Source organism: Ruegeria sp. HKCCD7628 (assembly GCF_057221005.1).
This window is the reverse complement of sequence record NZ_JBWVBA010000005.1, coordinates 198,289-211,544: the sequence shown is the minus strand read 5'-3', so window position 1 is coordinate 211,544 and position 13,256 is coordinate 198,289. Positions and strand designations below refer to the sequence as shown.

Annotated in this window: 13 protein-coding genes; 6 read left to right on the top strand and 7 right to left on the bottom strand. The window is 57.2% G+C overall.

Going from position 1 to position 13,256, the window contains the following annotated elements; translation table 11 throughout:
- Nucleotides 1-66 precede the first annotated feature (66 nt).
- From AC2TAD_RS13370 to AC2TAD_RS13360, 3 genes are all read left to right on the top strand, one after another.
- The gene (locus AC2TAD_RS13370; RefSeq protein WP_480868220.1) at nucleotides 67-828 is read left to right on the top strand and encodes a DUF6478 family protein; all 762 of its coding nucleotides are present in this window, start codon (nucleotides 67-69) and stop codon (nucleotides 826-828) included.
- Between the two features lie 10 nt (nucleotides 829-838).
- Nucleotides 839-1,198: a hypothetical protein gene (locus AC2TAD_RS13365; protein WP_170755750.1), complete on the top strand. Its 360-nt coding sequence runs from the start codon at nucleotides 839-841 to the stop codon at nucleotides 1,196-1,198.
- Between the two features lie 88 nt (nucleotides 1,199-1,286).
- A complete protein-coding gene (locus tag AC2TAD_RS13360; protein WP_480868218.1) occupies nucleotides 1,287-2,813 on the top strand; it encodes an MFS transporter in 1,527 nt (508 codons plus the stop codon).
- 32 nt (nucleotides 2,814-2,845) lie between these two features.
- Here the strand turns inward: AC2TAD_RS13360 and AC2TAD_RS13355 are convergent, their stop codons facing one another.
- From AC2TAD_RS13355 to AC2TAD_RS13325, 7 genes are all read right to left on the bottom strand, one after another.
- On the bottom strand, nucleotides 2,846-4,186 hold the full coding sequence (locus tag AC2TAD_RS13355) for a S41 family peptidase (protein WP_480868216.1): 1,341 nt from the start codon (nucleotides 4,184-4,186) through the stop codon (nucleotides 2,846-2,848).
- Nucleotides 4,187-4,192: 6 nt separating this feature from the next.
- Complete coding sequence (locus AC2TAD_RS13350) at nucleotides 4,193-5,323, bottom strand: murein hydrolase activator EnvC family protein (RefSeq protein ID WP_480868214.1); 1,131 nt, start codon at nucleotides 5,321-5,323, stop codon at nucleotides 4,193-4,195.
- A complete protein-coding gene (gpmI, locus tag AC2TAD_RS13345) occupies nucleotides 5,320-6,837 on the bottom strand; it encodes a 2,3-bisphosphoglycerate-independent phosphoglycerate mutase (RefSeq protein WP_480868212.1) in 1,518 nt (505 codons plus the stop codon). Before gpmI ends, AC2TAD_RS13350 begins: the two co-directional genes overlap by 4 nt.
- 89 nt (nucleotides 6,838-6,926) lie before the next feature.
- On the bottom strand, nucleotides 6,927-8,600 hold the full coding sequence (locus tag AC2TAD_RS13340; protein WP_480868210.1) for a sulfatase-like hydrolase/transferase: 1,674 nt from the start codon (nucleotides 8,598-8,600) through the stop codon (nucleotides 6,927-6,929).
- A 65-nt stretch (nucleotides 8,601-8,665) separates the two neighbouring features.
- Nucleotides 8,666-8,908 carry a (Na+)-NQR maturation NqrM gene (nqrM, locus tag AC2TAD_RS13335; RefSeq protein ID WP_480577330.1) on the bottom strand — a complete coding sequence of 81 codons (243 nt, stop codon included), beginning with the start codon at nucleotides 8,906-8,908 and terminating at the stop codon, nucleotides 8,666-8,668.
- A gap of 12 nt (nucleotides 8,909-8,920) precedes the next feature.
- Nucleotides 8,921-9,946 (bottom strand): FAD:protein FMN transferase, encoded by a 1,026-nt coding sequence (locus AC2TAD_RS13330; protein ID WP_480868208.1) that lies wholly within the window; start codon nucleotides 9,944-9,946, stop codon nucleotides 8,921-8,923.
- A 66-nt stretch (nucleotides 9,947-10,012) separates the two neighbouring features.
- Nucleotides 10,013-10,198: a hypothetical protein gene (locus AC2TAD_RS13325; protein WP_170755743.1), complete on the bottom strand. Its 186-nt coding sequence runs from the start codon at nucleotides 10,196-10,198 to the stop codon at nucleotides 10,013-10,015.
- Nucleotides 10,199-10,308: 110 nt separating this feature from the next.
- Here AC2TAD_RS13325 and AC2TAD_RS13320 point away from each other — a divergent pair, with 110 nt between their 5' ends.
- The 3 genes from AC2TAD_RS13320 to tviB all read left to right on the top strand — a co-directional run bounded on the left by AC2TAD_RS13320 (nucleotide 10,309) and on the right by tviB (nucleotide 13,221).
- Nucleotides 10,309-10,833: a CBS domain-containing protein gene (locus tag AC2TAD_RS13320; RefSeq protein ID WP_480868207.1), complete on the top strand. Its 525-nt coding sequence runs from the start codon at nucleotides 10,309-10,311 to the stop codon at nucleotides 10,831-10,833.
- Between the two features lie 85 nt (nucleotides 10,834-10,918).
- Nucleotides 10,919-11,932, top strand: coding sequence for a GDP-mannose 4,6-dehydratase (locus AC2TAD_RS13315; protein WP_480868206.1), 1,014 nt, complete (start codon nucleotides 10,919-10,921; stop codon nucleotides 11,930-11,932).
- A 5-nt stretch (nucleotides 11,933-11,937) separates the two neighbouring features.
- Nucleotides 11,938-13,221 carry a Vi polysaccharide biosynthesis UDP-N-acetylglucosamine C-6 dehydrogenase TviB gene (tviB, locus tag AC2TAD_RS13310; protein WP_480868272.1) on the top strand — a complete coding sequence of 428 codons (1,284 nt, stop codon included), beginning with the start codon at nucleotides 11,938-11,940 and terminating at the stop codon, nucleotides 13,219-13,221.
- Nucleotides 13,222-13,256 lie beyond the last annotated feature (35 nt).

The window sequence follows — 13,256 nt, the reverse complement described above, 5'->3', positions numbered from 1 at the left end:
CACCGTTTGAGCCTTATCTTTGACCCGGTCTTTGATTAAAGAAGGGCAATTTCAGGCGATGGGACCATGGGCAAACTTCTGGATCGCTATATACACCAACGGGTTCTTGCCCGTTGGCGCCAAGCTGCGCAGGATGCGTCGGCTACAAAAACGCTGGAGTTGAGAAAACAACGTGATGAAGCCCGCAAACTGCGCTCTCATCTGGACAGTTTGATTTCTCAAGCCGACAGTAGGTTAAGGTGGCCGTCGGTCGGGTCCGAGCAGTTTCCCAAACCTCTTGGAACGGATTGGTCCTGGCGTCCGGATTTGTGGCGTCGGCCCTTGCCCCGCCGAGGTGTTGCGTCGGCCCCGCGCAAAGCAGAGTTGGACGGCCAGGTGACATTGTTCCATGACTGCGCCCTGTGTGAGATAGCCGCGCGACAAATCAGGAATACCAGGGATAAAGACCTCGCTCCGTTCGGCCTAAGCACAGAGGTATTTGCGTTCAGCGGGTCGTTCCTATCGGTATCAGTGGAACTTCCATCTGAAGCGACCCGGAATCTGACCAAAGAGCATTTTTTCCGGGTCGATCTCGGTTTGCAGACGGAACGCGAGATAAGCGCCATGGCCCGGCTGAACATACAGCACGGACCGAACACAGATCAGGTGCTGCGCGGGTTAGAGCGATGTGATATGTCCCACGTGATCGATTTTGACCTGGCGCATCTGCCTTTGAATGAACAGCGGATTCAGAAGGTCTGGTTGGACGTGATTTTTGACCGTCCTTCTATGAACAGCGTTGTGCTGCACGATCTGACTTTCTGCCGACACCACCGAGCCGATTTGTGAGGCCCCGTCAATGAAACAGCTTTCTCTCACGCCTCTATTTCTTGAAAACGGCATTTGGCAAGCTCATCTGACCGCAGACGAAGAACCTTGCGTCAAGGTCAGATACCGTGATCAGGAAATCGTGGACACCGAACTGACAGAGATGGATGACGGATGGCGTTTAACTGTGCCGGTCCCCAATTCAGCTTTATCGGATGGGGTGCACACATTTTTAGTTGTCGATGAAGCGACCTCGGAAAAGCTAGGCGATTTCTCGATCATTGCAGGCTCACCGGTTGAAAATGATCTGCGGGTCGAGGTTGAGCTGTTGCGTGCCGAGTTGGATATGTTGAAGCAAGCGTTCCGCAGGTCACACAGCGCTTCGGACTAACCTTCTGCGAATACGTTCCCTCTTTTTTCTATCTTAAAAACCAATTTCATGCATCACTGGTTCCATTTTTTAGACTCAGGATGTTTACATGGATCGCACCAGCATAATCAAAGTCATCGCGTTGATGGTGACTGGGTTTGGCATCGGAATAGATTTTACCGGTGCATTGATCCTGGTATCGGCGATCGAAAACAGCTTTGACGCGGATATCACCAGTACTCAATGGGTTTTGAACATCTATGCTCTGTTCTTTGCGATGACGATGGTCGCCGGCGGGCGGATGGGAGATATGTTTGGCCATCGTCGTATGATGCTGAACGGCCTTGTTATTTTTCTGTTCGCGTCCCTTATGTGCTTTTTTGCGCCCAGTTTGGATTTTCTGATCGTGTCTCGGGCGTTACAGGGCATCGGTGCGGGCTGTGTCTGGCCGTGTACATTGGCCTTTGGTGCGACCAAAATATCGAAGCCTGAACATCGCGCGATGATTATGGGGATGATCCTCGCTGGCGTCACGACCGGGAACGTCATCGGACCGCTGATCAGTGGCGCGGCGGTCAGTTTTGGTGACTGGCGTTTGTTTTTCCTGGCTAACGTGGTGTTCTCAACCATTTCAATGGTCACCGCGCTGGTGCTGATGGAGCGGGAAACCCAACACAAACAGGGCGAACATTTGGATTTTGCCGGGATGGCCGTTTTGTCTTTTGCCGTTTTGCTTTTACTTTACGGGCTGGACGTTGGTGCGGATTGGGGATGGGTGTCGCCGCCGCTTCTGATGCTGTTCTTCGTTAGCGCTGCTTTGTTCGTTGCCTTTCCAAAGGTCGAAAAGCGCGTGAAAGAACCGTTGCTGTTGCCTCAAATGATGCAAAATCGCGAGTTTCGGATCACGTTGGGCCTGAATATGTTCAATGTGTCGGCGGTTTTTGTAGGGTTACTTTATTTCCCTCAATACATGCAAAAGGTTCTGGGCTGGTCCGTCTTTCACTCGGCGCTGGGATTGGCGCCCCTCACCATGTTGCTGGCAGTCGGATCCATTGTTTCCGGTACTCTGTACAACGACTTCGGTCCCAAACGCCTGTTGCTATGGGGGTATCTGTTCGCCACGTTTGGAGCAATCAGCATCGTGGCGATGCCAACTGGGCTTGGATATTTCCAGATATTGCCAGGCATGGCCATGATCGGGCTTGGTGCAACATTAACGGTCGGGCCTTCGGGTACAGCCGCCGTCAGCGCAGTCAAGCCTGAACGCGCCGGACTTGTAGGCGGGTTGAGCTTTATGACCCATCTCGTGTACGGGGCGATCTCGGTCGCGATTGCCACGGCCATTATGTACGTCACTAGCTTGTCCAGCCTTGCCAGACAGCTCGGCGCGGACGGAATTCAGATGTCTGAGACCGATCAGAGGGCCATAAACGGTGGCACGCTCACCACGGACTCTGCAAAAGCTGTCATGGCTAAACTCAGCTCGGCCGAAGGTGAAAAGGTTGAAGCCGCGATCGCTTCGGCGTTTGATGCTGGAATGAATATGGCGTTTGTTTTTGCCGCTCTCTCCGTCTCGGTCGGAGTAATCCTTGCCCTACGGTTGAACGAAGAAAAATTACGAAAGATCGAGGAGTAGAAAAGGGCCGCCTTTTGAGCGGCCCTTTCTTGTTATTGGGATGGGCCGTTCGGGTTGAAGGCTGACAAACCCTTGAGGATATCTATTGCGTAAGCCAACTGATAATCCTCTTCGCGCAACTCCGCTGTTGCTTCGGCTTTCGCGCGATCTTCTTCGATTTGCCGGATTTCATCTTCGCTGAGGCTGTCATTGTTGAGGCTTCCACGCAGGTCAGCTTCGGAGCGTGAGGGACGGTTGTCTTCCTCTTCTTCGGTCGCTGGCGCAGGGCGTGGCTGTTCCACGATGATATCCGGGCTGACCCCAAGTGCCTGAATCGAACGTCCTGAAGGAGTGTAGTAGCGCGATGTGGTCAGACGCATCGCTCCATCGCCACGCAACGGCATGACCGTTTGGACCGAGCCTTTGCCAAAGCTCTTGGTGCCGACAACGATAGCGCGGCGGTGATCCTGCAGTGCGCCGGCCACAATCTCGGAGGCCGAGGCAGAACCGCCGTTGATCAGAACCACGATCGGCTTGCCTTCAGCCAGATCGCCGGCGGTAGCGTTGAACCGTTCGCCCTCACCCGGATCGCGACCACGGGTCGAGACGATTTCGCCTTCGTTCAGGAAGGCGTCCGAAACCTTGATGGCTTGTGTCAGCAATCCACCAGGGTTGTTTCGAAGGTCCAGTACGACGCCGTTAACTTTGTCGATTCCACCGATTTCTTTGATCTGTTCGTCCAGACCGGCCTGCAGGTTCGGGAAGGTCTGATCATTAAACGTGGTCACTCGCAATACAACGCTGGTGCCCTCAGTCCGCGCGCGTACGGCGGTCAGTTTGATAGTATCGCGAACAATTGTAACGTCGAATGGTTCCTGCTCGCCTTCGCGCACCACGGTGATCACGATCTCGGACCCAACCGGGCCACGCATCAGATCAACGGCCTTGTCTAGCGTTAGACCCAGAATGCTTTCACCATCGACATGCGTGATGAAATCGCCCGCTTCGATTCCAGCTTCGTCCGCCGGAGTGCCATCTATAGGCGAGACGACTTTCACAAACCCTTCTTCTTGTGTGACTTCGATTCCCAACCCGCCAAATTCGCCTCGGGTCTGCACGCGCATCTGTTCCGCGTCATTCGGGGACAGGTAACTGGAATGCGGGTCCAACGATGTCAGCATCCCGTCAATTGCAGCTTCGATCAAATCTTCCGAGTCGACCTCTTCCACGTACTGTGCGCGAATGCGTTCAAAAATGTCGCCAAACAGATCGAGCTGTTCGTAGACACTGGCCTTGCTTTCGGCCTCTTGCGCCAGCAACGGCCCAGCAATCTGAGTTGTTGCAATTACGCCTGCCAGGGTTCCGGCCAGACCGGCCATCACAAATTTCTTCATACTCGTTTATCCATCCTTGTCGGTCCGAAACCAAGATTCCGGGTCCACGGGGCTATTATCCTGTCTTACCTCTATATAGAGCGTTTCTGACCGGTCAGTTCCAGTGCCATCACCGCTTGTTGACAAAATAGCGCCTATTTCGGGTGTCTCACCGGGCATCAAGCCAACCGGAGAGCCTTCGGGGATGACCTGTCCGGTCTCACCGTAAACCTCCTGCAGGCCCGAAAACACGAACAAAAGCCCAGGTTGAGGTTCGAGAATTACCAGATTCCCTAAATCCAGCAGTGGTCCGCGGTATCGGATCGTTGCCGCAGTCGGGGATGTAACAATTGCCCGAGGCCGCGTTGCAAGCACAATACCGGGACGTGTTACGCCCGCAGCATCTGTTTCGTCCGCGTGATGCAGAATGACACCCTGAGTTGGCAGCTGTATCTGCCCTTTCTTACCAGAGACATCCGCGTTTGTGGCTGCAATCTCACCCTCGGAAATCTGAGACAACCCGCTGGCGAACCCGTCCAGAGTTTCGGTGGACGAGATCAGGATCGCTGTGCGGATCGGATCTTCGACAAAGCGGCGAGGCAAGTCGGTGCGGTCGGCGATGGCTTCGCTTAAACGGGTGCGCGCGGTTTGTACTCCAGCCAACCCCTCGACCAGTGTCTCGGATGCATTTTGCTGCAGCAAACGTAGTGTTTGTACTTCTTGCAGGTCTCTCGCAAGCGACTGCGCGCGGGCGTTCAGGCCGGGTGTGACCTCGGACAGCATCATCCCGGCGCGCGCCGACCCGAGCGGGCCGGACGGGTGCAGCATCAAAACAGGCGGGCTTGTTGTTTCTATGGTTTGTAAAACACCAAGCAGCTGCGCGACGTCCTTTTCGCGTGCCCGCAGCTCGGCGGACAGTTGCGCTTCGCGTGTGGCCGCTTGTCGAAGCCCGTCGCGCATGGCCGTCAATCCAGCCTCATAGGCCTGAATAGTTGCTGTCAGGGCGCGAACCCTGTCGCGGGCGCTGTCTGCCTCGGTCAGGGTGATTGACGCTTGCTCCAGTTGCCGGGCTGCATTCAATGCCGCCGTAGCAGGATCTGTCTGCGCGTAAACGGGTGATCCAAGAATAACAAAAGCAAGAGCCGCACGTAGCCTCATGACAGCAGGCTCTGCCCAGTCATTTCCGGCGGTTGGTCCAACCCCATCAGGTCTAGTAAAGTGGGGGCCAAATCGGACAGGCGTCCGTCGCGCAAAGTTGCGGCCTCAGGGCCGCCAACCAGGGCCACTGGCACCGGATTCAGCGTATGCGCCGTGTGCGGTCCGCCGGTTTCGGGGTCGAACATCATTTCACAGTTGCCGTGGTCGGCGGTCACGATCATCGCACCCCCTGCCTTGTTCAGCGCCTCAATCACCTGTGCCAGCCCCTGATCCACCGCCTCACACGCCTTGATCGCCGCCTGCAGATCGCCGGTATGGCCGACCATATCCGGGTTGGCATAGTTGGTGACGATCAGGTCATACCCGGCCTCAATCGCCTCAACAAATTTCGCTGTCACCTCGGCCGAGGACATCTCGGGCTGCAAATCATAAGTAGCGACTTTGGGCGATTTAGGCATGAAGCGGTCCTCGCCCACTTCAGGGGTTTCTTTGCCGCCGTTCAGGAAGAAGGTGACATGGGGGTATTTCTCGGTCTCGGCCAAACGGAACTGACGCAGACCTTGTTTGGCCACCCATTCACCGAGGGTGTTCACGATGTCTCGCTTGGGGAATACAGTGGTCATATAGGCGTTGTGGCCGTCTGAATATTCCACCATCCCCAGCAAGGCCGACAGATGCGGACGCGGCCCGGTGTCGAAATCGGCAAAACCCGGCTCGCCAATCGCGCGCAGAATTTCGCGGGCGCGGTCGGCGCGGAAGTTCAGGCAGAAGAAACCGTCGCCATCCCTCACCCTGTCGAACCCGTCCAGCACCGTGGGAACGATGAATTCATCGGTTTCCGACTGATTGTAGGCGTGGTCGATGGCCCCATGCGCCGTGCTCGCCGCCCGCCCCTGCCCGTTGATCATGGCAGCATAGGCTTCGCTGACACGCTCCCATCGATTGTCGCGGTCCATCGCAAAATAGCGCCCGCTGACGGTGACGATGCGTGCGCCTTTGGGTAGACGCTCTTCCAGCTCGGCGATATATGTGAAAGCCGATTTGGGCGCCACGTCCCTGCCATCGGTCACCGCGTGAAGCGCCACGGGCACGCCCGCATCTGTGATCGCCTTGGCCGCCGCGACGATGTGGTTTAGGTGCCCATGCACCCCCCCGTCCGAGACCAGACCCATCAGATGCGCCGTGCCGCCCACCGCCTTAACGTTGGCGATGAAATCCTGAAGGGCCGCGTTTTCAAAAAATGACCCATCCTCGATTGCCAGATCAATCTGGCCCAGATCCATCGCCACCACGCGGCCTGCGCCAATATTGGTATGGCCAACCTCGGAATTGCCCATCTGACCGCTGGGAAGACCCACGTCAGGGCCGTGTGTAATCAGCCGCGCGTGCGGCCCCCGCGCCATGATCGCATCAAATGTTGGAGTGTGCGCCAGATAGGGGGCGTTGGCCTTGGTGTCCTCGGACAGACCCCAACCATCAAGAATGCACAGGACGACAGGTTTGGGGGCGGTCATTCGGACTCTCCGGGATTGCTGCTCTTGCCTGACCTTTTACCCCTTGGCCGACGCCGGGTGAACCGCCTTTTGGCGTAGACGCGGTGAATTTAATCCTTGCCGACAATCTCCCGATACGGGCGCGCTTTGCGGCCTCGGTATTTCACCGTCAACTCCAACGGCATGTCGTTTTCATCATAGATGCCGACAACAACCCCCCGGCCCCGGCTTTTGGTCCGCATCTCGATCAATTGCGCCTCGGACCGCGTGGTGCGCTGAGACTGCCTGCGGGTCCACGCAAACAGATGCTCATACATTTGCGCGATGATGTCGGCGTGGTCGGCGCTGTCGCCCAGATCGGTCAATTCCTGTGGATCGTTTTCCAGATCAAACAGCAAAGGACGATGGCCACCCTCGCAATGGATCAGCTTCCACTTCCTGTCGGCGACCATGAACATCACCGCATCGCGGACCGAGGCATTCAGTTTCTCCGCCAGTGGCGAGGCCGAATAATCATATTCGCAAATCACCACATCCCGCGGAGTTTCCGCCTGTGTCCCATGCAGGATCGGCAACAGGGAATGTCCTTCGAGGATATGCGAGGCATCTGCGCCACCGGCCACATCCAGAAAGGTCGGGGCCAGATCGATGGATTCCACCAGCGCATCGCTGGCCGTGCCGCGCGTGGCGTCAGCGGCGGACGATGGATCATAGATGATCAGCGGCACTTTGGTCGAAGCGTCGTGGAAGAATGTCTTCTCCCCCATCCAGTGATCGCCCAGAAAATCGCCGTGATCCGAGGTCAGTACGATCATCGTGTCCTCCATCTGGCCGGTTTTTTCCATCCAGTCGAACAGGCGGCCCATCTGATCGTCGGCCTGTTTGATCAGACCCATGTAGGCGGGGATCACCGCCTCGCGCACATCCTGCCGCGAGAATGTCTGGCCAATCTTTGTGTCCATGAAAGCGCGCAGAACGGGATGTGCGTTGTCACGCTCAGCCTTGGACCGGTTCACCGGCAGCACGTCATCGGGGCCGTATATCGAGGCATAGGGTTCGGGCACGATATAAGGCCAATGGGGCTTGATGAAGCTCAGATGGCAACACCAGGGGCCGTCATGAGTATCCATGAACTCGATCCCGCGCCCGGTCAGGTATGGGGTTTCGCTGTCTTCCTCGGCGATATTTGCCGCCTCGGTCGAGTGCTTCAGGAACCAGCCAGACAGTACGTTGCCATCTGCGTCCAGACCGGAATTGGCAAAGTCGTGCCACGGGTTGTCACTCTCATACCCTTTGGCAGTGAGGTACTTGTTGTACTCTTTCGCGCCGTCCGGATCATAATAGCCATCCGGCCCCTCGGGCAACATCCCGTCATCGCGTTCGAACACGTCAAAACCGCATTCCGCCACACGGGCCCCGATCAGGCTGTCAGGCTCCAGACCCAGCCGGGCCATCCCCTCGGCATCCGCGCGCATATGGGTTTTGCCGACCAGCCAGCACTCCATTCCGGCCTTGCGCAGATGATCGCCCATCGTCATTTCGCCGACCTTTAGCGGGATGCCGTTCCACGAGGCACCGTGCGAATGCACATAGCGCCCGGTATAGGTCGACATGCGTGAGCTGCCGCAAATGGGTGATTGGATATAAGCCCCGTCAAATCGCACACCCTTCGCGGCCAACCGGTCGATATTCGGAGTATGCAGGTGCGGGTGGCCGTAGCAGCTCAGGTAATCCCAGCGCAGCTGGTCGAACATGATGAACAGGATGTTTTTGGCTTTGGCCACGGATGCGCCCCTTTGATCGTCCGGGGCTGAGGCTAACCAATTCCGCGTCAGCGGCGAAGCGGAATTTACGCCTGCGCTTCGCGTTCCATCTGTTCCAGCATCTTCTTGGCGCGCTTGCACTGCAACTGATCACGCAGCGGGCTGTTTGGGTCGACATCTTTCTGACAGACCACGCATTTATCCGCACCCGAGATCGCGTTCAGACCGCCGCAGCTGCCCTTGATGGTCTTGCCCATCAGCATCACACCCAGCGACATGCCGACCATCACAAGAGCCAACAGTATGAAAGCCAGAATAAAGGTGCTCATGATCCGTATCCGTCAGTTGCTGCCCAACGCGTCTTTGAACGCGCTGCTATGGACCGTGATATAGGCATCTTCGCCCCCTGTCACATCCCGCGAGATGAAATACACGGCAAGTTTATGCTTTTCGGCCAGTTCCAGCCCTTTTTCCTGCCCCAGCGCCAACATGGCCGTGGCCCAGGCATCGGCCATCATCGCGTTTTGCGCCAGCACCGTGACCGAGGTGGTCCGGTGCGTGATCGGGCGGCCTGTCACTGGATCGATGATATGCGAATAGCGCACGCCGCCCTGTTCGAAGAAGTTCTTGTAATCGCCCGAGGTCGCCATCCCCAGATCGTCAAGCTGAACGATCAACTGAATGGCCTGCACGCTGGTTTCAGGTTTTTCGATCCCGATCCGCCAGGCCTCGTTCTTGTCATTCTGACCCATAGTAACCAGATCGCCGCCGATCTCGACCATGTAATTCTCGATCCCGGCGTCGCGCAGCGTTTCGGCCACCGCATCAATGCCATAGCCTTTGGCGATGGCCGACAAGTTGATGCCTACACCCGCATCCGATTTGGCCAGCGTCCCAGCCTCGCGGTCCAGCGTCAACAGGCGGGACTGACCGACGCTGTCTAACGCGGCCTGAATTTCGACATCCGATGGCACTGGATCTTCGGGTTTGCGCGGGCCAAAGCCCCACAGCTCGATCAGCGGGCCAAGGGTGACGTCAAACGTGCCGCCCGATTTCTCGTGCACGTCATTTGCCGCATCAATCACCAACGCAAATTCGTCAGATACTGCCACGGCATCGGTGCTTTCCGACGCAGAAAAGGTGGACACCTCGGAAGTCGGATCCCAGTTGGACATCTTGGCGTTGACCTCGGCCAGAGTCTCATCGACCGCGTCTGCCAAGGCTTCTTCGTCCACGTCCACGCCGATGGCGGTGATGTTGAAGGTCGTTCCCATGGTTTCGCCAGACAGGCGCACGACCTCTGGTTCTTTGTCGAACAAACAGCCAGACACCAGCGCAGCAACAGCCAAAACGGGGACAAGACGCATCACAGCACCCTTTTAAGAAAACGTGCCCGGCATATGCCAGCGCCTCTGATCAGAGTCAAACCAACGTCAGAGTTTAAGCGGCATGAAGCCTAAAACCAAAAGGCCAATGCCGGCAGGCAAACCGAACAGCCAGGCTTTCTTCTGCCAACCCGGCGCTTGCTGTTTCCATGTCATGCGAAAGTTGTGCCCGCAGACCACCACTGCAAAAAAGATCAATGCCGCGATGGGCGGTGTCAAATAGAGGTCGGACAAAAGATCAGATATCCTTGGTTTTTGGCAGTTTTCCCCGGATAGGGCAATTGCACCCTATACAGGTCGCTCGGCTGCGCTAAGGTAAATAACAAAGCAGAAGGAGATTGCCCATGGCCCCAAGCTCTTACCAGCCACCGACCCGCGGCGATAAAGCCGATACCAGCACTCGCAGCCAGTCGGTCGACTCGAACCTGTCACACTCGCAGACGACCGTGGCGAAACTGCTTGAGGGCAAGGGCGACGCGGTCTTCTCGGTGCGTCCGAACGATACGATTCACTCGGTGGTGAACACGCTGAAGGAAAAGAAGATCGGGGCGGTTCTGGTGACAGACCAAAACGGCGCACTACAAGGCATTCTGTCGGAACGCGATATCGTGCGCCGCATGGCCGACACCCCCGGTCAGACGCTTCCTCAATCGGTCGAGGACCTGATGACGCGTGAGGTCAAAACCTGCGCACCTGATGACCCGCTGAACCAAGTTCTTAAAACCATGACCGAGGGGCGGTTCCGCCATATGCCGGTTCTCGCCGGTGGTGCCCTGCGCGGCGTGATTACCATTGGCGACGTCGTTCATTTCCGCCTGAAAGAGCTAGAATACGAAGCCCTTCGCATGAAACAGATGATTGTTGGCTGATCGAATGCGGCGAAAATCCCCTTGACCTCGGCCCCGTGACAGTATCCCTGATGCAGCATCAAACGGCGATGAAACAGAGGGTTGCATGAAACGGGTTCTTGTCACCGGAACGGCCGGGTTCATCGGGTTCCATCTGGCCAAGCTCTTGCTGGCCGAAGGCTTTCGTGTGCACGGCTATGACGGGATGACCGACTATTACGACGTCACACTCAAACAGCGCCGCCACCAGATGCTTCTGCAAAATCCGGGCTTTTCTGCAACCGAGGACCTGCTGGAAAATCACGACCGCCTGAAACAGATCGCCGATAACTTCAAGCCCGAGGTCATCGTCCACCTCGCCGCACAAGCCGGGGTTCGCTACAGCCTGGAAGACCCGCGTAGCTATATCAACTCGAACGTCGTGGGCACGTTCAACGTCATGGAGGTCGCCCGCGAACACAAAGTTGCGCATCTGCTGATGGCCTCGACCTCATCCGTTTACGGTGCCAATGAAGAGATGCCCTTTACCGAGGTCGAAAAAGCCGACACCCCCCTGACCATCTACGCAGCTACCAAGAAAGCGAATGAGGCGATGGGACATTCCTACGCTCATCTGTGGAACCTGCCGACGACGATGTTCCGTTTTTTCACTGTTTATGGCAGTTGGGGCCGTCCCGATCTGGCGCTTTATAAATTTGTGGACGCCATTCTGGATGACCGCCCGATCGACATCTACAACCACGGCGACATGTACCGCGACTTCACCTATGTCGAGGATCTGGTGCGGGGTATCCGCCTGCTGATCGACGTGCCGCCCGAGCGCCCGGACAGTGCGGACCAGATTGCCGAGGGCGACAGCCTGTCTCCGGCAGCGCCTTGGCGGGTGGTGAATATCGGCAATGGCGACAAGGTGCGGCTGATGGACTTCATCGAGGCCATTGAGGATGCCTTGGGCAAAAAGGCTATCCGAAACTACATGCCTATGCAGATGGGCGATGTGCCTGCGACATGGGCCGATAATGATCTGCTCCAATCCCTGACAGGGTACCGCCCGCAAACCGATTTCAAAGAGGGCATTGCCCGGTTCGTCGCGTGGTTCCGCGACTATCATGGTAAATGACGACGATGTTTGAAACAGACCCCAACGCGCGCAAGATCGCCGTGATCGGACTGGGCTATGTCGGCCTGCCGCTGGCTGTTGCCTTCGGCAAAATAGGCCCTGTGATCGGCTTTGACATCAACACAGCCCGGATAACCGCCCTGCGCGCCGGTCAGGACGCAACCCATGAGGTCGAGCCCGAGGATCTGCGCGCCGCAACCGGCCTGTCCTTCACCTCCGATCCGGCAGATATCGCCGGATGCGACACCTATATTGTCACCGTCCCCACCCCGATCACAGCGGGCAAGCAGCCTGACTTAAAACCGCTGCTCAGCGCGTCTGAAACGGTTGGACGCGTGCTGAAACCTGGTGATCTGGTTATTTACGAATCCACCGTCTACCCCGGCGCGACCGAGGAAGACTGTGTGCCAGTGTTGGAACGCGCCTCGGGCCTGGTGTTCAACCGCGATTTCTTTGCAGGCTACAGCCCCGAGCGGATCAACCCCGGTGACAAGACGCATCGGATCGCGGATATCTGCAAGGTTACGTCTGGCTCCACCCCCGAGGTGGCCGATCTGGTGGATGCGCTTTACGCGCGGATCATCACGGTAGGCACCCACAAGGCGGAAAGCATCCGTGTGGCCGAGGCCGCAAAGGTGATCGAGAACACCCAACGCGACCTGAACATCGCATTGGTGAACGAGCTGGCGATGATCTTTGGCCGGATGGATATCGACACCGACGCGGTTTTGCGCGCGGCGGGAACCAAGTGGAACTTTCTACCCTTCCGCCCCGGTCTGGTGGGCGGGCATTGCATCGGCGTAGACCCCTATTACCTGACCCATAAGGCTGAAGCCGTGGGCCATCACCCGCAGATCATTCTCGCCGGGCGTCGGTTGAATGACAGTATGGGAGGCTATGTGGTCTCGCAACTGGTCAAGCGGATGATGCGCGAGGGGATCAATGTGGCCGCCGCCCGCGTGCTGGTAATGGGGCTGACCTTCAAGGAAAACTGTCCCGACCTGCGTAACACGCGCGTTGTCGATATCATTGACGAGTTGCAAGACTATGGCGTCACAGTCGATGTCCACGACCCCCATGCGGATGCAGTTGCCGCGCAGAAGGAATACGGGATTTCATTGACTTCGCAGCCTGAAACCGGTGCCTATGACGGTATCGTTCTGGCAGTTGCGCATCAGGAATTTCTGGCGCTCGACCCAGCCGAGATACGCGCCCTTGGCAAGGATCAAAACGTGTTGTTCGACGTCAAATCCTGCCTGCCGCCGGAGGCCAGCGACCTGCGGCTATAAAAAAACCGGCGCTGTCCTGCGCCGGTTTTTCCTGT